The sequence below is a fragment of the Leptothrix mechoopdaensis (SeqCode) genome (genome assembly GCF_053893855.1).
On sequence record NZ_CM132699.1, the window covers coordinates 3,986,874 to 4,013,053 of the forward strand.

Annotated in this window: 24 protein-coding genes; 6 read left to right on the top strand and 18 right to left on the bottom strand. The window is 70.3% G+C overall.

Going from position 1 to position 26,180, the window contains the following annotated elements; all coding sequences use genetic code 11:
- The first annotated feature begins 283 nt into the window (after positions 1 to 283).
- The 4 genes from ACWA7K_RS17255 (at position 284) to ACWA7K_RS17270 (ending at position 7,251) form a co-directional block, all read left to right on the top strand.
- On the top strand, positions 284 to 1,555 hold the full coding sequence (locus tag ACWA7K_RS17255; protein ID WP_456162631.1) for an efflux RND transporter periplasmic adaptor subunit: 1,272 nt from the start codon (positions 284 to 286) through the stop codon (positions 1,553 to 1,555).
- A 15-nt stretch (positions 1,556 to 1,570) separates the two neighbouring features.
- Positions 1,571 to 4,744: an efflux RND transporter permease subunit gene (locus ACWA7K_RS17260; protein WP_456162632.1), complete on the top strand. Its 3,174-nt coding sequence runs from the start codon at positions 1,571 to 1,573 to the stop codon at positions 4,742 to 4,744.
- 59 nt (positions 4,745 to 4,803) lie between these two features.
- A complete protein-coding gene (locus ACWA7K_RS17265) occupies positions 4,804 to 6,303 on the top strand; it encodes a TolC family protein (RefSeq protein WP_456162633.1) in 1,500 nt (499 codons plus the stop codon).
- A 204-nt stretch (positions 6,304 to 6,507) separates the two neighbouring features.
- Positions 6,508 to 7,251: a M48 family metalloprotease gene (locus tag ACWA7K_RS17270; protein ID WP_456162634.1), complete on the top strand. Its 744-nt coding sequence runs from the start codon at positions 6,508 to 6,510 to the stop codon at positions 7,249 to 7,251.
- 30 nt (positions 7,252 to 7,281) lie between these two features.
- Here the strand turns inward: ACWA7K_RS17270 and ACWA7K_RS17275 are convergent, their stop codons facing one another.
- From ACWA7K_RS17275 to ACWA7K_RS17290, 4 genes are read right to left on the bottom strand one after another with little or no spacing between them, the layout of a single operon-like run.
- The gene (locus ACWA7K_RS17275) at positions 7,282 to 8,769 is read right to left on the bottom strand and encodes an AMP nucleosidase (protein WP_456162635.1); all 1,488 of its coding nucleotides are present in this window, start codon (positions 8,767 to 8,769) and stop codon (positions 7,282 to 7,284) included.
- A gap of 37 nt (positions 8,770 to 8,806) precedes the next feature.
- Positions 8,807 to 9,931 carry an endonuclease/exonuclease/phosphatase family protein gene (locus ACWA7K_RS17280; RefSeq protein ID WP_456162636.1) on the bottom strand — a complete coding sequence of 375 codons (1,125 nt, stop codon included), beginning with the start codon at positions 9,929 to 9,931 and terminating at the stop codon, positions 8,807 to 8,809.
- Between the two features lie 19 nt (positions 9,932 to 9,950).
- Positions 9,951 to 10,790 (bottom strand): class III extradiol dioxygenase family protein, encoded by an 840-nt coding sequence (locus ACWA7K_RS17285; RefSeq protein WP_456162637.1) that lies wholly within the window; start codon positions 10,788 to 10,790, stop codon positions 9,951 to 9,953.
- Positions 10,791 to 10,795: 5 nt separating this feature from the next.
- A complete protein-coding gene (locus tag ACWA7K_RS17290) occupies positions 10,796 to 11,161 on the bottom strand; it encodes a protocatechuate 4,5-dioxygenase subunit alpha (RefSeq protein ID WP_456162638.1) in 366 nt (121 codons plus the stop codon).
- 82 nt (positions 11,162 to 11,243) lie between these two features.
- On the opposite strand from ACWA7K_RS17290, the gene ACWA7K_RS17295 reads away from it, so the two are divergent.
- Positions 11,244 to 12,164 carry a LysR family transcriptional regulator gene (locus ACWA7K_RS17295; protein WP_456162639.1) on the top strand — a complete coding sequence of 307 codons (921 nt, stop codon included), beginning with the start codon at positions 11,244 to 11,246 and terminating at the stop codon, positions 12,162 to 12,164.
- On the opposite strand, the gene ACWA7K_RS17300 is transcribed toward ACWA7K_RS17295, so the two are convergent.
- From ACWA7K_RS17300 to ACWA7K_RS17320, 5 genes are all read right to left on the bottom strand, one after another.
- Positions 12,142 to 12,750, bottom strand: a complete 609-nt coding sequence (locus tag ACWA7K_RS17300; RefSeq protein ID WP_456162640.1) for a hypothetical protein — start codon at positions 12,748 to 12,750, stop codon at positions 12,142 to 12,144. The genes ACWA7K_RS17295 and ACWA7K_RS17300 overlap by 23 nt on opposite strands.
- Positions 12,751 to 12,880: 130 nt before the next feature.
- Positions 12,881 to 13,492 carry a hypothetical protein gene (locus ACWA7K_RS17305; protein WP_456162641.1) on the bottom strand — a complete coding sequence of 204 codons (612 nt, stop codon included), beginning with the start codon at positions 13,490 to 13,492 and terminating at the stop codon, positions 12,881 to 12,883.
- 945 nt (positions 13,493 to 14,437) lie between these two features.
- Positions 14,438 to 15,424 carry an aldo/keto reductase gene (locus ACWA7K_RS17310; RefSeq protein WP_456168858.1) on the bottom strand — a complete coding sequence of 329 codons (987 nt, stop codon included), beginning with the start codon at positions 15,422 to 15,424 and terminating at the stop codon, positions 14,438 to 14,440.
- 60 nt (positions 15,425 to 15,484) lie between these two features.
- Positions 15,485 to 16,162, bottom strand: coding sequence for an HAD family hydrolase (locus ACWA7K_RS17315; protein ID WP_456162642.1), 678 nt, complete (start codon positions 16,160 to 16,162; stop codon positions 15,485 to 15,487).
- 45 nt (positions 16,163 to 16,207) lie between these two features.
- The gene (locus ACWA7K_RS17320) at positions 16,208 to 17,455 is read right to left on the bottom strand and encodes a nucleoside recognition domain-containing protein (protein ID WP_456162643.1); all 1,248 of its coding nucleotides are present in this window, start codon (positions 17,453 to 17,455) and stop codon (positions 16,208 to 16,210) included.
- A 186-nt stretch (positions 17,456 to 17,641) separates the two neighbouring features.
- On the opposite strand from ACWA7K_RS17320, the gene ACWA7K_RS17325 reads away from it, so the two are divergent.
- Positions 17,642 to 18,589 (top strand): CysB family HTH-type transcriptional regulator, encoded by a 948-nt coding sequence (locus ACWA7K_RS17325; RefSeq protein WP_456162644.1) that lies wholly within the window; start codon positions 17,642 to 17,644, stop codon positions 18,587 to 18,589.
- A gap of 12 nt (positions 18,590 to 18,601) precedes the next feature.
- Here ACWA7K_RS17325 and ACWA7K_RS17330 read toward each other — a convergent pair whose 3' ends face one another.
- The 9 genes from ACWA7K_RS17330 to ACWA7K_RS17370 all read right to left on the bottom strand — a co-directional run bounded on the left by ACWA7K_RS17330 (position 18,602) and on the right by ACWA7K_RS17370 (position 26,157).
- Positions 18,602 to 19,105, bottom strand: coding sequence for a GNAT family N-acetyltransferase (locus ACWA7K_RS17330; protein WP_456162645.1), 504 nt, complete (start codon positions 19,103 to 19,105; stop codon positions 18,602 to 18,604).
- Positions 19,102 to 19,386 (bottom strand): type II toxin-antitoxin system TacA family antitoxin, encoded by a 285-nt coding sequence (locus ACWA7K_RS17335; protein ID WP_456162646.1) that lies wholly within the window; start codon positions 19,384 to 19,386, stop codon positions 19,102 to 19,104. The genes ACWA7K_RS17330 and ACWA7K_RS17335 overlap by 4 nt, the downstream gene beginning before the upstream one ends.
- A 489-nt stretch (positions 19,387 to 19,875) precedes the next feature.
- Positions 19,876 to 20,328 carry a DUF3291 domain-containing protein gene (locus ACWA7K_RS17340; protein WP_456162647.1) on the bottom strand — a complete coding sequence of 151 codons (453 nt, stop codon included), beginning with the start codon at positions 20,326 to 20,328 and terminating at the stop codon, positions 19,876 to 19,878.
- A 48-nt stretch (positions 20,329 to 20,376) separates the two neighbouring features.
- The gene (locus tag ACWA7K_RS17345; RefSeq protein ID WP_456162648.1) at positions 20,377 to 21,456 is read right to left on the bottom strand and encodes a sulfate/molybdate ABC transporter ATP-binding protein; all 1,080 of its coding nucleotides are present in this window, start codon (positions 21,454 to 21,456) and stop codon (positions 20,377 to 20,379) included.
- Between the two features lie 7 nt (positions 21,457 to 21,463).
- Entirely contained in the window at positions 21,464 to 22,366 is a 903-nt protein-coding gene (gene cysW / locus ACWA7K_RS17350) for a sulfate ABC transporter permease subunit CysW (RefSeq protein WP_456162649.1), read from the bottom strand.
- A 101-nt stretch (positions 22,367 to 22,467) separates the two neighbouring features.
- Positions 22,468 to 23,301, bottom strand: a complete 834-nt coding sequence (gene cysT, locus ACWA7K_RS17355; RefSeq protein ID WP_456162650.1) for a sulfate ABC transporter permease subunit CysT — start codon at positions 23,299 to 23,301, stop codon at positions 22,468 to 22,470.
- An 11-nt stretch (positions 23,302 to 23,312) separates the two neighbouring features.
- Positions 23,313 to 24,338, bottom strand: coding sequence for a sulfate ABC transporter substrate-binding protein (locus ACWA7K_RS17360; protein WP_456162651.1), 1,026 nt, complete (start codon positions 24,336 to 24,338; stop codon positions 23,313 to 23,315).
- Between the two features lie 156 nt (positions 24,339 to 24,494).
- Positions 24,495 to 25,790: an FCSD flavin-binding domain-containing protein gene (locus tag ACWA7K_RS17365; RefSeq protein WP_456162652.1), complete on the bottom strand. Its 1,296-nt coding sequence runs from the start codon at positions 25,788 to 25,790 to the stop codon at positions 24,495 to 24,497.
- Between the two features lie 19 nt (positions 25,791 to 25,809).
- Entirely contained in the window at positions 25,810 to 26,157 is a 348-nt protein-coding gene (locus ACWA7K_RS17370) for a c-type cytochrome (RefSeq protein WP_456162653.1), read from the bottom strand.
- Positions 26,158 to 26,180 lie beyond the last annotated feature (23 nt).

Below are 26,180 nucleotides of genomic sequence, written 5' to 3' on the forward strand. Positions count from 1 at the left end.
CCCGTCCGGATCCGCCGATCGTGTACACAGATCCGGAAACCGTGTCGACCTGTGCCATTCAGCACGAAAAGTGAACGACCGTTAGACTGCGCCGCTCGGGTTTGTCCCAGTCCTGTCCAGCCGGTCCGCACCGGCACCAGGACGGCCCCGAAACCTCGTTCGCGGTCCCCTGTAGCCGTCTCCAGCCGCACCGACGAACCCTCCTCGAACCCGCCGATCGCCGCGCCAGCCGCCGCCAGCGTGCGCTCCCCGGGCAGACCCCGTCGCTGATCGATCCTCTGCCATGCCTGACCAATTCCTGAGCTCCATCCCCCTGCGCCGCACCGGCCTCGCCGCTGCGGCGCTGGCTTGTCTGCTGGCCCTGTCCGCCTGTGGTGGCGGATCGGCCGCCCCGGGCGGCCCCGGCGGCGCAGGCGGCATGCCACCGCCGCCGCAGGTCGGCGTGGTGACCGTCGAGCCCGCCAGCGTCGAGATGCTGACCGAGCTGCCCGGCCGCCTCGAAGCCTGGCGCACCGCCCAGGTGCGCGCCCGCATCCCCGGCATCGTCACGAAGCGCCTGTACACCGAAGGCGCGGTCGTCAAGGCCGGCCAGCCGCTGTTCGAGATCGACCCGGCGCCGTTCCAGGCCGCGCTCGAGAGCGCCCAGGCCAACGTGGCCCGCGCCGAAGCCTCGGTCGCGCAGGCCCAGTCGGTGGTCGACCGCAACCGCCCGCTGGCCGCCGCCCAGGTCGTCAGCGACGCCGAATGGGTCGCCAACCAGAACGCGCTGAAGCAGGCGCAGGCCGATCTGGCCTCGGCCCGGGCCGCCGTCACCACCGCCCGCATCAACCTCGGCCACGCCTCGGTGCAGGCGCCGATCGCCGGCTTCATCGGCCGCGCCCAGGTGACCGAGGGCGCGCTGGTCGGCCAGGGCGATGCGACGCTGCTGGCGACGATCCAGCAGACCCAGTCGATGTACGTCAACTTCACCCAGTCGGCCAGCGAGGCGATGCGCCTGCGCAAGGCCTTCGAGGCCGGCCAGTTCAAGCGCATCGGCGGGGCGGGCGCCGAGGTCCGGCTGGTGCTGGACGACGGCAGCGTCTACCCGCGACCGGGCAAGCTGCTGTTCTCGGACCTGAGCGTCGACGCCGGCACCGGCCAGGTCACGCTGCGCGCCGAGGTGCCCAACCCGGACGGCCTGCTGCTGCCCGGCCTGTACGTGAAGGTCCGGCTGGCCCAGGCCCGTGCCGAAGGCGGCATGCGCGTGCCGCAGCAGGCGGTGACCCGCGGCGGCGCCGGCGGTGCCGACATGCTGATGGTGGTCGGCGAGGGCAACATGCCCGCCCCGCGCCCGGTGAAGATCGGCGGCGCCAACGGCCAGGACTGGGTCGTGCTGGACGGCCTGAAGGCCGGCGAGCAGGTCATCGTCGACGGCTTCCAGAAGATGCGCCCGAACTCGCCGGTGACGCCGGTGCCGTGGACGCCCGGTGGTGCCAAGCCTGCGGCGGCACCTGCCGCCCCGGCCGCATCGGCTGCTGCTGCGGCTCCGGCCGCTTCGGCCGCCTCGGCCCGCTGATCCAGGGGCCGACGCATGAACTCACGGTTCTTCATCGACCGACCCATCTTCGCGTGGGTCATCGCCCTCTTCATCCTCGTGCTCGGCGCGGCGGCGATCACCCGCCTGCCGGTGGCGCAGTACCCGACGGTGGCGCCGCCTTCCATCGTCATCAACACCGCCTACCCGGGCGCCTCGGCCCAGGTGCTCGAGGACAGCGTGCTGGCCGTCATCGAGCAGGAGCTCAACGGCGCGCCCAACCTGATCTACCTGGAATCGAGCGCCGATGCCAACGGCGGCGGCCAGATCACCGCCACCTTCGAGCCGGGCACCGACGTGTCGATCGCCCAGATCGAGGTGCAGAACCGCCTCAGCCGCGCCACGCCGCGGCTGCCGGCCGCCGTGGTGCAGCAAGGCGTGCGCGTCGACAAGGCGCGTTCGAACTTCCTGCTGTTCGTGATGATCACGTCGACCAACCCGGCCTACGACCCGGTGGCGCTGGGTGACTACGCGGCCCGCAACATCCAGCCCGAGCTGCTGCGCGTGCCCGGCGTCGGCCAGGCCCAGCTGTTCGGCACCGAGCGGGCGATGCGGGTCTGGCTCGATCCGGCCAAGCTGGTCGGCCTGGGTCTGGGCAGCACCGAGGTCGTCAACGCAATCCGCGCCCAGAACGTGCAGGTCTCGGCCGGCACGGTCGGCGGCACGCCCAACCCGCGCGCGCAGACGGTCTATGCGACGGTCAACGTGTCCGGCCAGTTCAGCACGCCGGCCGAGTTCGGCCAGATCCTGCTGCGCGCCAACCCCGACGGCTCGACCGTGCGGCTCAAGGACGTCGCCCGCATCGAGATCGGCGGCGCGGCCTACGCCACCAGCTCGCGGCTGAACGGCGTCACCGCCACCGGCCTGGGCATCCAGCTCGCGCCCAGCGGCAACGCGCTGGCCACGGCCACGGCCATCAAGGCCCGCATGGCCGAGCTCAAGCAGTTCTTCCCGCAGGGCGTGTCCTACGAGGTGCCCTACGACAGCTCGAAGTTCGTCCGCATCTCGATCGAGGAAGTGGTCAAGACGCTGGCCGAGGCGATCGCGCTGGTCTTCATCGTCATGCTGGTGTTCCTGCAGAACATCCGCTACACGCTGATCCCGACCATCGTCGTGCCGGTCTCGCTGATGGGCACCTTCGCGGTCATGCTGACGATGGGCTACTCGATCAACGTGCTGACGCTGTTCGGCATGGTGCTGGCCATCGGCATCCTGGTCGACGACGCGATCGTGGTGGTCGAGAACGTCGAGCGCATCATGGCCGAGGAGGGCCTGGGCCCGGTCGAGGCCACGCGCAAGGCCATGGGCCAGATCACCGGCGCGATCATCGGCATCACCGTGGTGCTGGTCTCGGTGTTCGTGCCGATGGCCTTCTTCGCCGGCTCGGTGGGCAACATCTACCGGCAGTTCTCGCTGTCGATGGTCGCCTCGATGCTGTTCTCGGCGCTGATGGCGCTGTCGCTGACGCCGGCCCTGTGTGCCACGCTGCTCAAGCCCGTCCCGGCCGGCCACCACGAGAAGCGCGGTCCGTTCGGCTGGTTCAACCGCGCCTTCAAGCGCACCACCCACGGCTACGAGAGCCTGGTGGCGCGCATCATCCGCAAGGCCGGCCGCTACCTGCTGATCTACGCGGCGGTGCTGGTGTGCGTCGGCTGGCTCTACAGCCGGCTGCCGACATCCTTCCTGCCCAACGAGGACCAGGGCTACCTGATCGTCAACGTGCAGCTGCCCCCGGGCGCGGCCATCAGCCGCACCGAGGCGGCGGTCAGCCAGGTCGAGCAGTTCTTCCTGGCCCAGCCCGAGGTCGACAAGGTCGTGGGCGTGATCGGCTTCAGCTTCTCCGGCGCCGGCCAGAACGCCGCGCTGGTGTTCGTGCCGCTGAAGGACTGGGCCGAGCGCAAGGGCCCGCAGCACAGCGCCCAGGCGCTGGCGGGCCGCGCCTTCGGTGCGCTGATGGGCGTGCGCGACGCCTTCATCTTCCCGCTGTCGCCGCCGCCGATCCCCGAGCTGGGCACCGCCACCGGCTTCAACCTGCGGCTGCAGGACCGCTCCGGCCAGGGCCATGACGCGCTGGTCGCCGCGCGCAACCAGCTGCTGGGCATGGCCAGCCAGAGCAAGGTGCTGCAGGGCGTGCGACCCGACGGGCTGGAGGACGCCCCGCAGGTCAAGCTCGACATCGACCGCGAGAAGGCCGCCGCGCTGGGCGTGTCCTACGACAGCATCGCGGCGGTGCTGGCGGTGCAGTTCGGCTCGGCCTACGTCAACGACTTCCCCAATGCCGGGCGCCTGCAGCGCGTCATCGTGCAGGCCGACGCGTCGGCACGCATGCAGCCCGAGGACCTGCTCAAGCTCTACGTCAGCAATGCCCGCGGCCAGCAGGTGCCGTTCTCGGCCTTCGCCAGCACGCGCTGGGTCAAGGGCCCGGTGCAGACCGTGCGCTACAACGGCTACCCGGCGATGAAGCTCGGCGGCGACGCCGCGCCCGGCCACAGCACCGGCGAGGCGATGGCCGAAATGGAGCGCCTGGTCGGCCAGCTGCCGCCGGGCTTCGCCTACGAGTGGACCGGCCAGTCGCGCGAGGAGAAGCTGTCGGGCTCGCAGGCCATGATCCTGCTGGGCTTCTCGATGCTGGCGGTGTTCCTGTGCCTGTCGGCCCTGTACGAGAGCTGGAGCATCCCGGTCGCCGTGCTGCTGGTCGTGCCGCTGGGCGTGCTGGGTTCGCTGACCGGCGTGTGGCTGCGCGGCATGCCCAACGACGTCTACTTCAAGGTCGGCCTGATCACCATCATCGGCCTGTCAGCGAAGAACGCGATCCTGATCATCGAGTTCGCCAAGGACCTGCAGGCCGAGGGCAAGGGCCTGCTGGAGGCCACGCTGGAGGCCTGCCACCTGCGCTTCCGCCCGATCATCATGACCAGCTTCGCCTTCATCCTGGGCGTGCTGCCGCTGGCCATCGCCAGTGGCGCGGGCTCGGCCAGCCAGCGTGCCATCGGCACCGGCGTGATGGGCGGCATGATCACCGCGACCGTGCTGGCGGTGTTCCTCGTGCCGGTCTTCTTCGTGGTCGTGCGCCGGCTGTTCCCGGGCACGCGGCTGGTCCACCTCGGTGGCACCATCGCGTCGCCCGCGTCCGACGCGGCCACGGCCGAGGCCCTGGGCGGCAAGCACTGACCGGACGCGCCATGACAGCCCCTTCCGGAACCCTCCGAACCCGCAAGAAGATGACCACGATGCGTGCTGATTCCTTCCCCGTCCTGCGCCCGCTCGCCCTGGCCGTCGCCGCGCTGGTGCTGGCCGGCTGCGCCGACCTGGCGCCGACCTACCAGCGCCCGGCGCTGCCGGTGCCCGGCCAGTTCGTGCTGCCCTCGGCGGCGGCGGCATCCGATGCCGCGGCCGCCGCCGCTGCGCTGCCGGCCTCCGCGCCGGCCGAACCGCTGGCCTGGGGCGACTGGGTGCGCGACCCCGGCCTGCGCCGCCAGATCGAGGCCGCGCTGGCCAACAACCGCGACCTGCGGGTCGCCGCGCTGAACGTCGAGCGCGCCCGGGCCCAGCTTGATGTCTCGCTGGCCGACCGCTACCCGACGCTCGGCGCCGGCATCGCCGTCAACTCGACGCCCAACGTGTCGACCGGCCGGCAGACCGAGACCTACACCGCCGGCCTGCTGCAGGCCAGCTGGGAGGTCGACTTCCTCGGCCGCATCCGCACCCTCAACGACGCCGCCCGCGCCCAGCTGCTGGCCACCGAGGCCGGCCGCCGCAGCGCCGAGCTGAGCATCGTCGCGGCGGTCACGCAGACCTGGCTGGCGCTGCTGGCCGACCGTCAGGCGATCGACCTGGCCCAGCGCAGCCTGGCCAGCCGCGAGCAGACGCTGGCGCTGACCCAGCTGCAGGCCAAGGCCGGCGCCACCTCGCTGCTGGCGCTGCAGGGCAACGTCAACCTGGTCGCCCAGGCCCGCGTGACGCTGCAGCAGGCGCTGCGCCAGCGCGCCCAGGACCTGTCGACGCTGACGCTGCTGACGGGCACCCAGCCGGCCGCCGACGCGGTGCCCGGCCTGCCGCCGCCACCGCCCGCCGCCGCCGCACCGAACGCCAACGTGGCAGCCGCCGACACGACCGCCGCCGTGCTGCTGGACGACCCGCTGGCCGGCGTGCTGACCGACGTCCCGGCCGGGCTGGACGCGAGCGTGCTGCTGCGCCGCCCCGACGTGGTGCAGGCCGAGCGCCAGCTGGAGGCGGCCAACGCCAACATTGGCGCCGCCCGCGCCGCGATGTTCCCGCGCGTGACCCTGACCGGCAGCGCCGGCCAGGCCTCGACCCAGTTCAGCAACCTGTTCCAGGGCGGCCATTTCGCGTGGACGCTGGGCGCCCAGGCGCTGATGACGGTGTTCGACGCCGGCCGCAACCAGGCCAACGTCAACGCGACGACGGTCGGCCGCGACATCGCCGTGGCGCAGTACGAACGCGCGATCCAGGCCGCCTTCAAGGACACCGCCGACGCGCTCGACGGCCTGTCGACGTGGAAGGCGCAGCGCGAGGCCCAGGCCGACCAGTCGGCCAGCGCCCGCGAGATTGCCCGCCTGACCGACCTGCGCGTGCGCGCCGGTGCCGCCAGCGAGCTGGACCGCCTCGACGCCCAGCGCAGCCTGCTGCAGGCCGAACAGGCGCTGCTGCAGACGCGGCTGGCCGAGCAGCTCAACCGCGTCGCGCTGTGGAAGGCGCTCGGCGGCTGATCCGCAGGGGGCCGGCCGACGCGCTGGCCCCGGTCTTGCTGCGCCGGACCTGACATCGGGCAAGGCTCACGTGCAGAGTTGGCGCGAGCGGCCCTGTCATCGGTTCTGGCGATGCGGTGCGGGCGTGCCTTCGATCATGCTTGCGGCTGCGGTCGACCGGCCGCCGCCCTGATCGCCCAGACCCTCGCCCGGAGCCCGTCGACCATGCCGAACCTCGTCCGAACCGCACGCCCGGCCCGCCGGCCGAGCCCGAACCGGCCGGTCCGGCAGCTGCTGCTGGCGTGGACGTTGTCCGGCCTGGCGCTGGCCTGCGGCGCGGCCGACCCGCCGGCGCCCGCAGCCGTGCCGCCGATCCTGCAGGTGCTCGACCGCTCGGCGCAGCAGCGGCTGGCCGATTTCGCCCGCCAACGTGTCGATCCGGCGCTGGCCGCCAGCCTGCAGGCCGACGTCGACCGCATCCTGAACCAGCTGGCGATCCGGCCCGAGATCGAGCTGATGGTGGTCGACGGCCCCTTCCACGCCGAGACGCTGGGCGGCCGCGTGCTGGTCGTCAGCGCCAGCCTCGCGCTGTTGCCCGAAGGCGAACGGCTCTTCATCCTGGCCCACGAGGTCGGCCACGCCTCGATGGGCCACTGGGCCGAACTGGGCGCGCTCTATGGCCGGCTGATCCCCGGCGAGGTGCGCCAGGACCTGACCGACGCCGTCGCCCCGGAACTCGGCCGCGCCGCCTCCGAACTGGTGCACGGCCATGAATACGCCGCCGACGCCTACAGCTGGCAGATCCTGCGCAGCCTCGGCTTCGGCATGGAGAGCGTCATGGCCGCCCTGCAGGTCGTTCCGGGCATGGGCGACACGCCGACCCACCCGGCCACCCGCAAGCGCTATGCGCGGCTGCGCATGCTCGGCGAGAACGACCTGCGCAGCGCGGCGCTGAGGTCGCCGGACTGAATCAGCGCCCGGCCCCCGGGCGCCTGACGATCACTGGAACGCCACCTCGGCGAAGCTGCGCAGCTTGCGGCTGTGCAGGTGGTCCAGCCCCTGGTGCCGCAGGATCTCGATCGCGCGGATGCCGATGCGCAGGTGCTGGTCGACCCGTTCGCGGTAGAACTGGTTGGCCATGCCGGGCAGCTTGATCTCGCCGTGCAGCGGCTTGTCGGACACGCACAGCAGCGTGCCGTAGGGGACGCGGAAGCGGAAGCCGTTGGCCGCGATCGTGGCGCTCTCCATGTCCAGCGCGACCGCGCGGCTCTGGCTGAAGCGGCGCTCGGGGCCCGGGTGCGGCAGCAGCTCCCAGTTGCGGTTGTCGGTGCTGGCGACCGTGCCGGTGCGCATGATCTTCTTGAGCTCGTAGCCCGACAGCTGCGTCACCTCGGCGACCGCTTCCTCCAGCGCCAGCTGGACCTCGGCCAGCGGCGGGATCGGCACCCACAGCGGCAGTTCCTCGTCCAGCACGTGGTCCTCGCGGACGTAGCCGTGCGCCAGCACGTAGTCGCCGAGCTGCTGCGTGTTGCGCAGGCCGGCGCAGTGGCCGAGCATCAGCCAGGCGTGCGGGCGCAGCACGGCGATGTGGTCGGTGATGGTCTTGGCGTTGCTCGGGCCGACGCCGATGTTGACCATCGTGATGCCGCTGTGCCCGTGCCGCTTCAGGTGATAGGCCGGCATCTGCGGCAGACGCGGCGGCGGCGCGCCGAGCTCGTCGCCGGCCTCGCCGGGCAGGCCGGTGCGGCGCGTCACGACGTTGCCGGGCTCGACGAAGGCGACGTACTCGCTGGTCTCGTCGGCCATCAGCTCATGGCCCAGGCGCACGAACTCGTCGATGTAGAACTGGTAGTTCGTGAACAGCACGTAGTTCTGGAAGTGCTCGGGCATCGTGCCGGTGTAGTGGCGCAGCCGGTGCAGCGAGTAGTCCACCCGCGGCGCGGTGAACAGCGACAGCGGGTGCCGCACGATGCCGTCCGGGCCGGGCTGCGGGTCGAGCGTGCCGTTGGCGATGCCGTCGTCCATCGCGGCCAGGTCGGGCAGGTCGAACAGGTCGCGCAGACGCTGGCGGCGCTCGGGCGGCAGCGCGCCTTCCAGGTGGTCGTGTTCGGCCAGGCTGAAGTGGACGGGGATGGGCTGGTTCGACAAGCCGACCTCCAGCGCCACGCCGTGGTTCTTCAGCAGCAGGTCGAACTGCTCGCGGTAGTAGTGGCGGAACAGCTCCGGCCGGGTCAGCGTGGTCTCGTAGACGCCCGGTCCGGCGACGAAGCCGTAGGCCAGCCGCGAATCGGCCCGCGCCACGGTGTCGACCCGCACCCGCACGAACGGGTAGCAGGCGCGCACATGACCGCCGTCGTCGCGCCCGGCGACGAACTCGCGCAGGGCCTGGCGCAGGTGGGCGATGCCGCTGTCGTAGATCGTCCGGGCATGGGCCAGCGCCGCGCTGGCATCGGTGAACGACTGGGTGGTGATGACGGTAGGACTCATGGGGAACCTGGGCAGGCCTTGCGGGGCGGGGTGATCGTCAGTTGCGGTTGAGCCAGACATCGGCGATCAGCGGGCGGTGCTCGCTGGCCTCGGCGCCGCCGACGGCCACTTCGGCCAGGCCCAGCGTCGGGCTGACCAGGATGTGGTCGATGCGCAGGAAGCTCAGGTGCGGCCGCAGCGAATGGCCGTGCGTGTAGCCCCAGCCGGTGCCCGCCGACGACCAGGCGTCGCGCAGGCCCAGCGCCAGCAGCGACTGCACCACCGGCGAGTCCTCCGGCGCGTTCAGGTCACCGGCGATCAGCAGCGGCAGCGGGCGCTTGTCCTTGCCCAGCGTGCGGGTGCGGGCCAGGTCCTCGGCCAGATGACGGGCCTGACCCAGTCGCAGGCCGAAGTTGATGCGCCAGTCGTCCAGGCCGCCCAGCCGTTCCTTGCGCGCCGCGTTCAGTCCCTCGCGCGGCGACAGCAGGTGGACGTTGACCAGCTCCAGCGGCTGACCGTTCACGTCGACGATGCAGCGCAGGTACTCGCCCAGCCCCGGATCAGGCGACAGCGGCGCGACCCGGCAGTTGCGCAGCGGCAGCTTGCTGGCGATCACGTACTGGCCGTCGACCTTCAGGTGGCGCTGCGCCAGCAGGTCCTTCAACACGTCGGGCACACGCTCCTTGTGCTCGCTGAGCGACTGCGCGTCCTGCATCAGCAGCACGTCCGGATCGTGGCGGCGGACTTCCTCGGCAATCGCGTCGTAGCCACCCGATCGGATCTCGGCCTTGTACGACTTGATGTTGAAGCTCATCACGCGCAGCCGGTTGCTGCCGTTCTCGGGGTGACCGCGGACCCAGCCCATCAGCGGGAAGGCGACCACCAGCGCGACCGCCAGGGCCGCCGCGCGCCAGGCCCAGCCGACCGTCCACGACAGCGCCAGCGCCAGCGCGGCGGGCACCGCCAGCAGCAGGTAGGGGGTGTAGCGCAGCAGCTCGACCCACCAGGCCATCGGATCGCCCAGCCGCTCCAGCGCCCACATCCCGCCGATGCCCAGCACCGTCAGGCCGATGATGAAACGGGCGAGCGACTGCAGCGGATGCGAGCCGACCTGTGCCAGACGGGCATCGCGGGCGGCTCGGGCGTCGAGGGGGGTACGGGGGCGGGTGGGGCGAGTGGGCATGGGCGGGCGTCAGCCTACCTCAAGCCAGCGTCTCCAGCACCATCAGGCCGGCGGCGGTATTCGAGATCGGAATGTGATAGTTCCGGCTCACCTCGCGAACCTTCTCGCCCAGCGCGCCGCGCATCGCCAGCCACATCACCAGCTCGACGCCCTGCGTGCCGGTCTTCTCCACCAGCTCGGGGATCGAGAAGCGCGTCGCCCAGGTCGGGTCGTCGACCAGGCTCTGCATGAACTGCTGGTCGAAGCTCTTGTTGATGAAGCCGGCGCGCTGGCCGTCGAGCTGGTGCGACAGCCCGCCGGTGCCCAGCACCATCACGCGGGCGTCGCTGTCCCAGCTGCGCACCGCGCGGCCGACCGCCTCGCCCAGGCGCCAGCAGCGCTGCGCGGAAGGAAGCGGGAACTGGACCGTGTTGATGCACACCGGCACCACCGTGACCGGCCACTTCTGGTCCGGCCAGCACAGCGCCATCGGCAGCGTGAAAGCGTGGTCGACGAGCATCTCCTGGCAGGTCGTCAGGTCGAAGTCCTCGGCCACCAGGCTGTTGATCAGGTGCCAGGACAGCTCGCGCTGGCCGGTGAACGGCGGCACCTCCGGGATGCCCCAGCCTTCGTCCGCGTTGCGGTAGGTCTCGGCCGCACCGACCGCGAAGGTCGGCATCTTGTCGAGGAAGAAGTTCAGCCCGTGGTCGTTGTAGAACACCACGACGACATCCGGCCGGGCCTGCGCCAGCCAGCGGTGCAGCGGCGCGTAGCCCTCGAAGAACGGCGCCCAGTACGGGTCGTCCTGCAGTTCCTTCGCAATGGCACGGCCAATGGCGGGGACGTGGGAAGTGGCGACGCCACCGATGATCTTCGCCATGGCGTTCAACCCCTTGCGGCCACGAGCATGGCCTTGAATGCGTCCTTGCTCATGCCCGTCTGCTGGGCCCCGATGTCCTGCACGTCCAGCCCGAAGATGCCGGCGAACTTGGCCAGGTAGTACACGTTGCCGCCGGCCTCGATCAGCTGCAGCACGTTGCGCGCGCGGATCGCCTCGCGCTGCTGCGCGTTCAGGCCGTAGCGGGCGCAGTAGCCGTCCTCGTCGGCCTTGAAGGCGGCGCGGTTGGCGGCGTCGTTGAAGGAAAAGCACATCTTGTTGAGCGCATAGCCCTTCATCGCCTGCACGCCGTCGAACAGCGTCGTGCCGGGGATGTCGATGTGGCCGTGGCCCGGCCTCTTCGGATCGTTCATGGGTCTCCTCGTGCGGTGAACGTGTGGCGTCAGTATTCGCCCCGAGGCGCGCCCGAACAACGCACGGATACTCATGCGACCCATGAGCGAACCCGATCATCTGGACCTCGACGGCCGCCTGCTCCAGCTGCTGGTGACCGTGCTGGACACCGGCAGCGTGACCGCGGCGGCGCAGCGCCTGGGCGTGACCCAGTCGGCCGTCAGCCACGGCCTGGAGCGGCTGCGCGCCATCGTCGGCGACGCCCTGTTCGTCAAGGCCGGACGCGGCATCGCCCCGACCGAACGGGCCCGCGCGCTGGCCGGCCAGGCCCGCGAGCTGCTCGCCGGCCTGCAGCGGCTGGCCGAGCCCGAACGGTTCGATCCGGCCAGCCTGCGCGCCGAGATCACCATCGCCGCCAACGAGCTGCAATGCCACCTGCTGCTGCCGCCGCTGCTGCTGCGGCTGCGCCAGCAGGCGCCCGGGCTGGTGCTGCGCATCCTGCCCTCACGGGTGCCCGGCCTCGAACTGCTGCGCGACGAAAGCTGCCAGCTGGTCATCTCGCCGCGCCCGCCCGACAGCCACGACGTGCTGCAGAAGCGCCTGTTCGCCGACCGCTACCGCGTCCACTACGACCCGGCCCAGCGCGAGGCGCCGCGTTGCCTCGACGACTACCTCGCCGCCGAACACGTCAGCATCCGCTACGAGGACCGCCGCCGCCTCGACATCGACGAATGGTTCCTGCAGCACGGGCTCGACCGCCGCATCGTCGTCACCGTGCCCGGCTTCTCGGGCATCGCCCCGTTCCTGCGTGGCACCCCTCGCCTCGCGACCCTGCCCAGCCTGCTCGGCACCGGCCTGCTGCAAGGCCTGGCCCAGTGCGACGTCCCCCTGCCCGAATCCCTGCAGACCCCGCCGATGCCGATGTACCTGCTGTGGCACCGGCGGCATCAGGATGACCCCGTGCAGCGGTGGGTGCGGGCAGAGGTGGAGGGCGTGGTGATCAGCGCGGTGCGACCGCCTTGATCTGCGCCTGCGCCACCCGCAGGATCTCCTGGGCGTAGTGGCGCTGGACGCCTTCGGTCCCGACCGTCATCGAGCCGGAGGTCGTCGGCTCCGTCATCCGGATGGCCCAGACGGCCTTGCCGGTGATCCGGAGTTCGAGCACCACGTCGTTCTTGATGTTGCACGGCGAACAGAACACCCGACCGCCCGACGGCACGACGAACAGGACCGGCCAGTCCGGCTGCTCGTTGATCAGCCAGTCGATCGCCTCGGGCGGGATCGTGGCCATCTTGTCGGTCGTCACATGCAGCGCCCGGGTCGGCACGCCGCCGGCCGTGAAGCCGGGTGGCACCACCGCCATGACCGCCCGCCCCAGTTCCGCGACCGACTCGTTGAGGTGGGCGTCGTTGAAGATCGGATGGGTCGAGTTGATCGACGCTTCCCGCTGGAGATAGAGCACCCGCAGGCCCTCGACCTCGAACACCTGTTCGGGCGGGAGCAGCGTCTGGACCGTGGCGGTCGAACTGCATCCGGCCAGTGCCACGACCCAGAGCAGGGCCATCCACATCGTCCGGTACCAGGGGCGTGTCGTGCGTGTCGTGTTCATCAGGTCATCCTCCGTTGATCGCGCACCCTTTCATGCGCCGACCCACGATGGCACGCCCGGCGCGCAGAAACCCACGGAACCCAGGCGTGCAATTGCGCCAGCGCAAGCTTCGCCACCGCCGCCGGCGGGGTCAGGCCGGCTTGCCCGGTCCCCTGACCTGCTGGCTCAACGCGCGCATCACCTCCCGCGCGAACTGTTCCTGGGCGGCTTCCTCGCCGAGGGTCAGCGAGCCGGTGAAGGTCGGTTGCCGGAACGAGGCCGACCAGTGGATCCGGGCCTCGTCGGTCAGCTGCAGCTGCACCGAGGCATGCAGCGAGCAGGGTGCGCACTGCAGCCGCGCGCCGTTGGGAATGATGAAGAGCACCGGCCATCTCGGCTTCTCGCTGCGCAGCCAGACCTCCACGGCCGCCGGCACTTCGCTCTCGCCGCTCGCCAGCACCGCCGACGTCGAGATCGATTCGATCCCCTGCGTCTTCAGCCCATCGCCCAGCACCGTCCGGAAGGTCTTGCCCAGGTTCTGGATGGTGCGGCTGACATAGGCCGCGTTGAAGCGCGGATCGGTGGTCTCGAAGTCGAACTGCCGCTCAAGGAAGACGATCCGCACCCCGCGCACGGCCAGCGGACCTTCGGACTGGATCAGCACCTTCGAGGTCGGCGTCGAACTGCAGCCGGCCAGCCAGCCCATGCCGATCAGCAAAAGGCCCGCGAGCATCCGGCGGGTGAGTCGGGGATTCAGGTTCAAGACGGTCTCCTTGGAACGAAACGGGCAGGCAACCCCATCTTTTAGCGAATGCCGCCGCCCGTGGCGAGCCGGTGCCGGGGTGGTGCGTCCTCAGGATGAGGGAGAGCCGCTACAGCGCCACCGCCATCCCGCCCGCCATCGGCGCCCTCCGGCGACGGACCTGATGCGCGTTGAGGCACCAGCCCGTCGGACACGGGGGCGTGTCCGACCTACCGGGTCGGCGCCGCCGGAGGGCGGCGGGGAATGGCTCGTTGGGCATGCCTCGTTGGACATGGGCTGACGGGACAAGATGGGCTCGTTGGTCGTACCTTGAATCCCACCGGTAGGTCGGACACCTGCGGTGTCCGACGGGGTCTTGCACGAAGAGACCGAGCGGGGGCACGAACCCCCTCCCCCTGGCGGGGACTCCCCCTTGGCAGGGGGAGAGTTGGTTGCGCACTGCCACGTCGACAAGCGCCTCGCCTTCAACTCTCCCCCTGCCAAGGGGGAGTACCCCGGTCCCCGGGGGGAGGGGGTCAGCAGCCTCCCGATCCACACCCACGCCACCCCCACCGCGCCAGCCATCGTCGCCCTCCGGCGACGCACTTGATTGGCGCCGCCGGAGGGCGGCGGAACATGGCGCCATGAACGTGCCTTGAATGCCACCGGTAGGTCGGACACCTGCGGTGTCCGACGGGGTCGTGCGCGAAGAAGAGACCGGGCGGGGGCGCGAACCCCCTCCCCCTGGCGGGGACTCCCCCTTGGCAGGGGGAGAGTCGACCGAGCAGGTCCACGTCGATGAGCGCGCCGCATTCAACTCTCCCCCTGCCAAGGGGGAGTCCCCCGGTCCCCGGGGGGAGGGGGTCAGCGTCCTGTCCAACCACACCCACGCCACTACCGACGCGCCAGCCATCGTCGCCCTTCGGCGACGCACTCACGAAGCAAACGAGCGCGGCAACGCCCCCCTCAAAACTCCTCCGTATCCACCTCCCCCTGGTTCTGCACGCTGTACCGCCCGCCGCGTGCGGCGCCGGGGGGCATCAGCTGGTCGAGGTGGGTCATCTGGGCCTGGGTCAGCGAGACACGCAGGGCGCCGAGGTTGTCTTCGAGGTGGGGGATGGAGGCCGTGCCGGGGATCGGGACGATGTGGTCGGCGCGGGCCAGCAGCCAGGCCAGGGCGAGCTGGGCGAGCGTGCATCCTGCTTCGGCGGCGATCGGGCGCAGGGCGTCGAGCAGGGCGGTGTTGGCGGCCAGGTGCTCCGGCATGAAGCGGGGCATCGCGCGGCGGATGTCCTTGGCGTCGAAGGTCGATGCATCCAGCGTGACGTCGGTCAGGAAGCCGCGGCCGACCGGGCTGAAGGCGATGAAGGCGGCACCGATCTCGCGGCAGGCTTCCAGCACGGCGATCTCGGGGTTGCGCGTCCACAGCGAGTATTCCGACTGCACCGCCGCGATCGGGTGGACGGCGTGGGCGCGGCGCAGCGTCGCGGCCGAGACCTCGCTCAGGCCGATGCTGCGGACCTTGCCGGCGCGCACCAGGTCGGCCATCGCGCCGACCGAGTCCTCGATCGGCACGCGCTGGTCCCAGCGGTGCAGCTGGTAGAGGTCGATCACGTCGGTGCGCAGGCGCTGCAGCGACGCTTCGCAGGTGGCGCGGATCGTCTCGGGGCGGCCGTCGATCACGCGCGCGCCGTCGACGCCGGTCATGCCGCACTTGCTGGCCAGCACGTAGCGGTCACGCTCGCCGGCCAGCAGCTCGCCGACCAGCGACTCGTTGGCGCCGAAGCCGTAGAGCGCGGCGGTGTCGAGCAGCGTCACGCCCAGGTCGAGCGCACGGTGCAGCAGTGCCGCCGCGTGTTCACGGGCGGGCGGCTGGCCGTAGGCGTGGCTCAGGTTCATGCAGCCCAGGCCGATGGCGCTGACCTCGAACGGGCCGATGCGGCGGGTCGGCAGGTGGGTGTGGGGACGTGCCAGGTTCTTCGTGTTCATCGGGGTTCTCGTCGATTCGCGGGATCAGCGCGGCAGCGTGCGGTGGCGCGCCAGCCAGTCGGTCGCGGCGACCAGGTCGGGGCAGACGGCGGCGGCGCGGCGGAAGTCGTGGTCGGCCGAGATCGGCGTCGGGATCGCGATGGCGGTGACGCCGGCCGCGACGGCCGCCGCCAGGCCGTGCTGCGAATCCTCGAACGCGGCGGCCTCGTCGGGCTGCAGGCCGAAACGGCGCAGCGCCAGCTGGTAGCAGTCGGGGAAGGGCTTGTTGCGCGGCACGTCGTCCAGGCCGACGAGGGTGTCGAAGCGGTCGAGCAGGCCGTGCGGGCCGAGCACCGCATGGATCGCCTCCTGCGACGCGCCGGTGACGACCGCGCAGCGCAGGCCGCGGGCCTGGCACCAGTCGAGCGTCGCGATCGTGGCGGGCTGCAGCGGATAGCCCTCGCGCGCGAGATGGGCGCGGGTCTCGTCGGTCTTGGCCTGCACCAGCTCGTCGACCGTGGCCGACAGGCCGTAGCGGCGCTGCACGTCGATGGCGTTGTCCAGCGTCGGCATGCCGGCGTGGTGGGTGCGGTAGGTGGTCTCGTCCAGCTCGGCGCCGTGGCGCCGCAGCACGCGGACCCAGGCCTGCCAGTGCGCGCCTTCGGAGTCGACCAGCGTGCCGTCCATGTCGAACAGCACGGCCTTCAAGGTGGGGTGGGTCATCGGATGAGCCAGTGAAGCAAAGAGGTGGACAGGGGGTTGAAACGGTCAGTGATAGAAGGCATAGGCGACCGCGATGGCGCCCACCAGCCCGACCGCGTCGGCGAACAGGCCGCAGGCCAGCGCGTAGCGGGTCTTGCGGATGTTGACGCTGCCGAAGTACACGGCCAGCACGTAGAAGGTGGTCTCGGTCGAGCCCTGGATGATGGCCGCCACGCGCGACGGGAAGGCGTCCACGCCGTGGGTCTTCATGACGTCGACCATCAGCCCGCGCGCGCCGCTGCCCGACAGCGTCTTCATCAGGCCGACCGGCAGGGCGGGCACGAAGTCGGTGTCGATGCCGAGTGCGCCGATCAGGCCCGCCAGGCCGCGCATCAGCAGGTCCATGCAGCCGCTGGTGCGGAACACCGAGATCGCCACCAGCATGGCGATCAGGTAGGGAATGATCTGCACGGCGACGCCGAAGCCGTCCTTGGCACCGTCGACGAAGGCCTCGTAGACATTGACGCGCCGCAGCGCCCCGGCGGCCACGAACAGCGCCACGATGCCCAGGATGGTCAGGCTGCCGATCAGGCCGACGCGCTGGGCCATGACGTCCGGCGGCAGGCCGCGCAGGCCCAGGTAGAGGGCTGCCATCAGGCCGATGAAGCCGCCGTAGAAGGCCAGCACCGGCAGGCACAGCAGGCGGATGCGCTGCATCCACGCGACCGCCAGCAGGCCGGCCGTGAACGAGATGAAGGTGCCGATCAGCGTGGGCAGGAAGATGTCGGCGGCGTTGAAGCCGACGAGGCCCTGCTCGACCGCGAGGGTCTGCCGGATCGCGATGACGCCGGTCGGGATCAGCGTCAGCCCGGCGGTGTTGAGCACCAGGAACATGATCATCGGATCGCTGGCCACCGCCGGCTGCGGGTTGACCTCCTGCAGCTCGCGCATCGCCTTCAGGCCCAGCGGCGTGGCGGCGTTGTCCAGGCCCAGCAGGTTGGCGCTGAAGTTCATGACGATGCTGCCGCCGGCCGGGTGACCGGGCGGAATGCCCGGGAACAGCCGGCGGAAGAACGGCCCGGCCGCGCGGGCGAACAGCCCGATCACGCCGGCCTGCTCGCCGATGCGCATGAGGCCCAGCCACAGGCTCATGACGCCGACCAGGCCGATGCTGATGTCGAAGCCGGTCCTGGCGGTGTCGAACAGGCCCGTCAGCATCTTCGGGAACACGCCCAGGTCGCCGCCGAGGAGCTGGCCGAGGGCGGCCGCGAAGCCGATCAGGATGAAGGCGATCCAGACGATGTTCAGGGCCATGGCGCGTGCGGGTTCCGGGGGCAGGCCGGGAGCATACCGGCGGCCTGCCGGGCGACGCCTTGTGGGCCGCCGCTCGGCTTATGCGCCTGAAGCAGATCGATCCGCGTTTTCAGTCGTTTGATGTTGTCTGCGTCGATTCCATAATTTGTTTTTCGAATAAGGATGGCCCCAGAGCCACCGCGCACCGTGAACTTCCAGCAGCTGCGATCCGTCCGTGAAACCGTCCGACAGGGCTTCAACCTGACCTCGGTCGCGCAGTCGCTGCACACCTCGCAGCCGGGCGTGAGCCGCCAGATCCGCGAACTGGAGGACGAGCTGGGCGTCGAGATCTTCGTGCGCGCCGGCAAGCGCCTGACCGGCCTGACCGCGCCGGGCGAGGCCGTGCTGCCGATCGTCGAGCGGCTGCTGACCGAGGCGCAGAACCTCGGCCGCGTCGGCGACGACTATGCCGAGCGCGACACCGGCCGGCTGTCGATCGCCGCCACCCACTCGCAGGCCCGCTACGCGCTGCCGGCGGTGGTGCGCGACTTCCGCCAGCTCTACCCGCGCGTGACGCTGAACCTGCACCAGGGCTCGCCGCGCCAGGTCGCGCAGATGCTGCTGGACGGCGAGGCCGACGTGGGCGTCGCCACCGAGGCGCTGGCGCACTACGACCAGCTCGTCGCGCTGCCCTGCTACCGCTGGACCCACAGCGTGGTCGTGCCGGCCGGCCATGCACTGCTGGACAACCCGGGCCCGCTGACGCTGCAGCAGATCGCGGCCGAGCCGGTCATCACCTACGACGTCGGCTACACCGGCCGCACCCACATCGACGAGGCCTTCGCCCGCGCCGGCGTGCAGCCGGAGGTGGTGCTGACCGCGATGGACGCGGACGTCATCAAGACCTACGTCGAGCTGGGCCTGGGCATCGGCATCGTCGCCTCGATCGCCTTTGACCCCGACCGCGACCGCAACCTGCGCGCGATCGACGCCCGCCACCTGTTCGCCACCAACCTGACCCGCCTGGCCGTGCGCCGCGGCACCTACCTGCGCGCCTACGTCTACGACTTCATCCAGGCCTTCGCCTCACCGCTGACGCGCGAGGTGGTCGAGAAGGCGCAGGCCGAGGCGCCGGGGGCGGATTTCGGGATCTGAGCCGGCACGCCGTCAGGTGCCCTCGGCCAGCACGCGACGCACGGCGGCCATCGGCAGGCACAGCGTCATCGCCTGCAAGGGCGATTCGACGAAACCGCGAGACAGGTAGTAGCGACGGGCGTTCTCCGAGATCGCGTGGACCAGCAGAGCCGAGATGCCAACGAGTTCGGCGGCCTGCAGCGTGCGCAGGATCGCGTCCTGGAGCAGGGCAGTGCCGATGCCCTTCTGCTGCAGGTTCCGATGAATGGCCAGCCGTCCCAGCACCATCACCGGGATCGGATCCGGCCGGTTGCGCTGCAGGGCCTTGGGGGCATCCTCCCGCCCGATCGCACCCGCAGACAGACAGTAGTAGCCGACGACCGATGTGTCGTCGCAGATGACGTAGGTGCGGGATGCATCGCTCAGCTGGTTGGCGCGAGCCCGGCGCTTGAGCCAATCGTCCAGCGCGACTTCGCCGCTGAAGAAGTCATCGAGCCGGTGCGATTCGGCCAGCCGCTCAGGCGGCGTGAGCGTCAAGCCTTGCCCCAGGGGCGCTCAGCCTGAAGCGTGCGCCGCAGCCGATCCGTCGACACCGGCGGCGCATCCAGCAGGGCCTGGAACGCGGCGAACTGCTCAGCGGAGGCCACGAAGTAGGTCTGGTTCAGCAGCACGTCCTCGGCCTGCCGGCAGGCTGCCTCCAGCATGAAGTCCGACCGGCTGCGCCCGAGCCGATCGGCGGCCTGGTCGATCAGGTCGCGCTGACGGGTCCTGGCGCGGATGCTGATCGTCACGGCATCGGAGAGTTCGACGGGGGGCATGGACAAATCCTTCGTCGCAGCTGTTGTGTGACGATCAGCATACGTGTGTGTATGTCATTTGTCCATACAAATGGCCGCTGGCTGTTGCCTCGACGCTCACCGAGTTCGCCGGAGGGCGACGATGGTTTGGGCGTTGGCAGTGGCGTGGGTGTGGCTCGGGAGGTCGCTGACCCCCTCCCCCCGGTGGCCGGGGTACTCCCCCTTGGCAGGGGGAGAGTTGAAGGCGAGGCGCTCATTGACGTGGCCGCCCTCGGCCGACTCTCCCCCTGCCAAGGGGGAGTCCCCGCCAGGAGGAGGGGGTTCGCGCCCGCGATCGGTCTTCTCTTCGTTCACGACCCCGTCGGACACCGCAGGTGTCCGACCTACCGGTGGGATTCAAGGCACGTTCAAGGCGCCATGTTCCGCCGCCATCCGGCGGCGCCAACACGGTAGGTCGGACACGGGACGTGTCCGACGGGGTCGTGCCAATGGGCCTCCGGGCCGGATCGGTCAGGCCGACGGGGCGGCGAAGGCCTTGGCAAACGTGAAGGCCTCCGCCGTGGGGCCTTGCGTGCGAAGCAGCTCCAGGCGGGCCTTCGCTTCCTGCGTGTCGGGCACATGGCCGGCCGGGATCCACCACAGGGCCTGGTGCGCGGCGGTCATCTTGTTGAACCAGGCGTCCCGGTCGCGGATCAGCTCGACGTGCATCGAGCGGTAGACAAAGGCCTTGAGCGATTCGAGGTCGCGCCAGACGCTCATGTTCACGAGCATCAGCGGATCGTCGAAGACGCGGATCGCGGTCGCGTCGTTGGCCTCGTCCTTCAGGCGCCAGACGAAGCCGGGCGCCTGTTCGGCCAGGCCGTTGATCTCGTCCAGCCGCGCGACGAAATCGCGCATGACGTCCGAGTCCATTTCCGCTTTCGCGCGGGCGATGTTGATCTGGGCAAGGTGAAAGGCCGGCATCCGTGGCTCCCTGGGTGTTGTCGCCCGGATGCTATCGGCAGCCCAGCCTCAGATCGCCGCAGCCGGATCCTCTGCCGTGTCCTGGCGGACGTCGCCGCCGGCGACGAAGCGGGTGACGCGGCGGGCCTTGAGCCAGACGCGGCTGCCGGTGGCCAGCGAGAGCTCGTCGCGCAGCAGGTGCCAGCGGGCACGCGGCAGTTCGACGTCGACGTAGCTGCCGTCCTCGCGCTTGAACTCCAGGCGCGTGCTCGGGCCGACCGTCAGGGCCTGGCTGAGCGTGACGGCGATCGTGTCATGGGCACCACCGGGCTGCGGCGCGCCGACGACCTCCAGCTCATGCGGACGCACGTAGCTGACCTCGCCCTCGCTGCCGCCGGGCGCGTGCCCCAGGCGGCCGTGGAACAGGTTCACGTCGCCCAGGAACTGCAGCACGAACGGCGTGGCCGGGCGGTCGTAGACCTCGTCGGGCGTGCCGACCTGCTCGATGCGGCCCTCGTTCATGACGACGATGCGGTCGGCGACCTCCATCGCCTCTTCCTGGTCGTGGGTGACGAACACGCTGGTGACATGCACCTCGTCGTGCAGCCGGCGCAGCCAGCGGCGCAGTTCCTTGCGGACCTTGGCGTCGAGCGCGCCGAACGGCTCGTCGAGCAGCAGCACCTTGGGCTCCACGGCCAGCGCGCGGGCCAGCGCGATGCGCTGGCGCTGGCCGCCGGAGAGCTGGTGCGGGTAGCGGTCGGCGATCCAGTCGAGCTGCACGAGCTTCAGCAGGTCGGTGACCTTGCGGCGGATCGTGGCCTCGTCCGGGCGCGTGGCCTTGGGCCGCACGCGCAGGCCGAAGGCGACGTTCTCGAAGATCGTCATGTGCGCGAACAGCGCGTAGTGCTGGAACACGAAGCCGACCTGGCGATCACGCACGTCGGTGTGGGTCGTGTCCTCGCCGTGGAACAGCACGCTGCCGCTGTCGGGCACTTCCAGCCCCGCGATGATGCGCAGCAGGCTGGTCTTGCCCGAGCCCGAGGGCCCGAGCAGCGCGACGAGTTCGCCCGACGGGATGTCGAGGTTCAGGCCGTCGCAGACGACGGTCTTGCCAAAGCGCTTGTTGAGATTGCGGACTTCGATGCTCATGTCGTGCTCACTCGCTTCTGTCGTTGGCGACGCGCTTCTCGGCCTTCACGCGCTGTTCGACGATGTATTTGAGGACCAAGGTGACCAGCGCCAGGCCGGCCAGCAGGGAGGCCACCGCGAAGGCGGCCGCGAACTGGTATTCGTTGTAGAGGATCTCGATGTGCAGCGGCATCGTGTTCGTGTAGCCGCGGATGTGGCCCGAGACCACGCTGACCGCGCCGAACTCGCCCATCGCCCGGGCGTTGCACAGGATCACGCCGTACAGCAGCGCCCACTTGATGTTGGGCAGCGTGACGCGGCTGAAGATCTGCCAGCCGCTGGCACCCAGCACGCGCGCGGCTTCCTCCTGCTCGCTGCCCTGGGCCTGCATCAGCGGGATCAGCTCGCGGGCGACGAAGGGGAAGGTCACGAACACGGTGGCCAGCACGATGCCCGGCACCGCGAAGATGACCTTCAGGTCGTGGTCGCGCAGCCATTCGCCGAACCAGCCCTGCAGGCCGAACACCAGCACGTAGATCAGGCCGGAGATGACCGGGCTGACCGAGAACGGCAGGTCGATCAGCGTCAGCAGCACGTTCTTGCCGCGGAACTCGAACTTGGCGATGCACCAGGCCGCCGCGACGCCGAACACCAGGTTCAGCGGCACGGCGATGGCGGCGGCCAGCAGCGTCAGCCGCACGGCGGCCAGCGCGTCGCTGTCGACGATCGAGGCGAGGTAGACGTCGACGCCCTTCTTGAAGGCCTCGACGAACACCAGCGTCAGCGGCACGAACAGGAAGAAGGTCAGGAAGGCCAGCGCGACGCCGATCAGCAGCCAGCGCACCAGCGGCGATTCGGTCGTCGCCGCACGGATCGGGCGCGGCGCGCGGGTGGTGCCGATGGCCGGCGATGGAAGTGTGGTCGTGGTCATGTCAGTGTTCCTGGCCAGCAACCACGGTGGAGCCGGCTTTGCCGGTCCACCCGTGGTGCCCCCTTGAGGGGGCGCGCGTAGCGCGTAGGGGGTGGGTCACGTCAGCGGCCTTGCTTGGCGCGGGTCCAGGCCTGCAGCGCGTTGATCGCCAGCAGCATCGCGAAGGCCGCCAGCAGCATCACCACGGCGATGGCGGTGGCGCCGGCGTAGTCGTACTGCTCCAGCTTGGTGATGATCAGCAGCGGCGTGATCTCGCTGACCATCGGCATGTTGCCGGCGATGAAGATGACGCTGCCGTATTCGCCCAGCGCCCGCGCGAAGGCCAGCGCGAAGCCGGTCAGCAGCGCGGGGGTCAGGATCGGGAAGATCACGTGCGAGAAGGTCTGCCAGCGGTTGGCGCCCAGCGTCGCGGCCGCTTCCTCGATCTCCTTGTGGACGTCCTCCAGCACCGGCTGCAGCGTGCGCACGACGAAGGGCAGGCCGATGAAGGTCAGCGCCACGAACACGCCCAGCGGCGTGAAGGCGACCTTGACCGGCAGCCAGCGGCCGATCCAGCCGTTCTCGGCATACAGCGCCGTCAGCGCGATGCCGGCGACCGCCGTGGGCAGCGCGAAGGGCAGGTCGACCAGCGCGTCGACGATGCGCTTGAACGGGAACTCGTAGCGCACCAGCACCCAGGCCACGATCAGCCCGAACAGCGCATTGAGCGCGGCCGCAGCCAGCGAGGCGCCAAAGGTCAGCCGGTACGACGCGACCACGCGCGGCGAGGCGACGGCCTCCCAGAACGCCGGCCAGGTCATCGTGAAGGTCTTCAGGAAAGCGGCGCTCAGCGGGATCAGCACGATCAGGCCGAGATAGAACAGCGTGAAGCCCAGCGCCAGGTCGAAGCCGGGCAGGACCGAGTGCCGCTTGAGCAGCGTGCGGGAGAAGAGCATCGTCGGCCCGCTTATTTCTTCAGGTAGATCTGGTCAAAGACCCCGCCGTCGGCGAAGTGCTTCTGCTGGGCCTTGCTCCAGCCGCCGAAGACCTCATCAATCGTGAACAGCTTGACCGGGGCGAAGGCCTTGGCGAACTTGGCCGCGACCTTCGGGTCGATCGGGCGGTAGTGGTTCTCCGCCGCGATGGTCTGGCCTTCGGTCGAGTACAGGTACTCCAGGTAGGCGGTGGCGACCTCGCGGGTGCCCTTGCGGTCAACCGTCTTGTCGACCACCGCCACCGGCGGCTCGGCCAGGATCGACAGACTCGGCGTGACGATCTCGAACTTGTCCGGACCCAGTTCCTTGGTGGCCAGGTAGGCCTCGTTCTCCCACGAGATCAGCACGTCGCCGACGCCGCGTTCGGTGAAGGTCGTCAGCGAGCCGCGGGCGCCGGAGTCGAGCACCGGCACGTTGCGGAACAGCGCGGCGACGAACTCCTGCGCCTTCTTCTCGTCGTTGCCGAACTTCTTCAGCGCGTGGCCCCAGGCGGCCAGGTAGTTCCAGCGCGCGCCGCCCGAGGTCTTCGGGTTCGGCGAGATCACGCTGATGCCGGGCTTGACCAGGTCATCCCAGTCCTTGATGCCCTTGGGGTTGCCCTTGCGCACCAGGAACACGATGGTCGAGGTGTAGGGCGAGCTGTTGTGCTTGAAGCGCTTCTGCCAGTCGGCCGGGATCAGCTTGGCCTTGGCGTTCAGCTCGTCGATGTCGTAGGCCAGGGCCAGCGTGACGACGTCGGCGTCCAGGCCGTCGATGACCGAGCGGGCCTGCTTGCCCGAACCGCCGTGCGACTGCTTGACGATGACGTTGTCGCCCGTCTTGCCCTTCCAGTAGGTGGCAAAGGCCTTGTTGAAGTCGACGTACAGCTCGCGGGTCGGGTCGTACGAGACGTTCAGCAGCGTGATGTCCTTGGCCCACGCGCCGATCGGGGCGGCCAGGGCGCTGGCGCCCAGGGCCAGCGAGAGCAGCGTGTTCTTCAGGAAGCGGGTGGAACGCATGGTCGTTCGGGCCGGAGCCCCGTCAGTGATCGATGGGATCGATGCTAGGGACGGGCTCTCGTTCAAAGAACGAAGCGATCGGCGCATCCTTGTGCGGAAAACAGATAAGACCGGCATGCAGCGCCTGCATGCCGATCCGTCAGGAATGGCCCCGCGTCAAGACAGCGCGTCGGCCCAGATGCTGCGCGCCCAGCCATCGGCGTACAGCGCCTCCTGGGCATTGCGCGCGCTCGACAGGCCACCGGCGCCCTGCACCGCCACAAGCGTCTTCTGGGCCGGATCCCACTTGTGCACGCTGGCCACGTGGACCACCGACTGGTCGGAGACGAAGCTGTAGCAGGTGTTGGCGATGATGGGCGTCTCGTTGATCGGCGCACCGGTGATGCGCGCGATCACCGCATCGGCCACGACCTTGGCCTGGTTGTTGGCCATGAAGCCGCTCTTGGGCATGCCCGGTGCCGCCGCGATGGCGTCGCCGATGACGTGCACGCCCGGCGCCTTGAGCGACTCGAAGGTCTGGAACTCGACGCCCACCCACTGGTTGTTGACGCTGATGAAGGGCTGCGCGATGCCGCCCGCGCGCTGCGGCGGGATGACGTTGAACAGGTCGGCGCGCACGTCCTCGACGGTCAGCTTGGCGAGCTTGCCGGCGGCATCGAACTCCAGCAGCTCGCTGTTCGGGCGGTACTCGATCAGGCCGGGGTAGAGCTCCTTCCAGGCCTTCTCGAACAGGCCCTTCTTCGAGACGATGTCCGGGTTGGCGTCCAGCACCAGCACCTTCGAGCGCGGCTTGTGCTGCTGGAAGTACTGCGCGACCACGCTGGCGCGTTCATACGGTCCGGGCGGGCAGCGGTAGGGCGCCTTCGGGATCGTGATCGCGAACACGCCGCCATCGGGCAGGGCCTCCAGCTGGCGCCGCAGCGCGACGGTCTGCGGGCCGGCCTTCCACGCGTGCAGCACGGTGCCGGCGGCATCGGCGGCGGCCAGGCCGGGCACCTGGTCGAACTGGAAGTCCACGCCGGGCGCGACGATCAGGCGGTCCCACGGCAGCACCGTGCCGTCCTGCAGCCGGACCTCGCGGCGTTCGACGTCGATCGCGGTGGCCTCGCCGCGCACGCGCCTGACGCCGTGCCGGTCGAGTCCCTCGTAGCCACGGGTGACGTCCTCGATGCGGCGCGCACCGGACAGCACCAGGTTGCTGATCGGGCACGAGACGAACCGCTCGTTGCGCTCGACCAGCGTGACCTCGATGCGCGGCTCCCACTGGCGGATGTACTTCGCCGCCGTGGCACCGCCGAAGCCGGCGCCGATGACGACGACGCGGCCGATCGGCTTCTGGCCGAACAGCGGCGTGGCGCAGCCGGACAGGCCGCCGAGGCCGCCGACGCCGAGCACCGTCAGCGCACCGGTGGCCAGCACATGCCGGCGCTGGAGTCCTGGGGTCTTGTTCATGGGTGGAGCTCCGTCGGGTTCATCGGCTGGCCGGCGCGGCCAGCGCCTGGGCGATGCGGCGCAGCTCGTCGTCGCTGTAGCCCTTGGCGTGCTGGTGCATCACGGTCGCGGCGGGGCGCTGGCCGTTCTTGAATTCCAGCAGCGTGCGGTAGAGCGTCTCGGCGTCGCGTCCGGCGATCAGCGGGATCGCGCCGGGCGCGCGCTGGTCGTTGCTGTGGCAGGTCAGGCAGGTGGCGGCCCAGGTGCGGGCGGCGCGGTCGGGGCTGCCCCCCGGTGCAGGGGCCTGGGCCGACACCAGCGTCGGCAAGGCCGCCAGCAGCAGCGTCGCCCGCCGCAGCGGATGCGGGGATGTGCGTCGTGGGTTCATGTTCAAGGGTTCCTCGGCAGGCG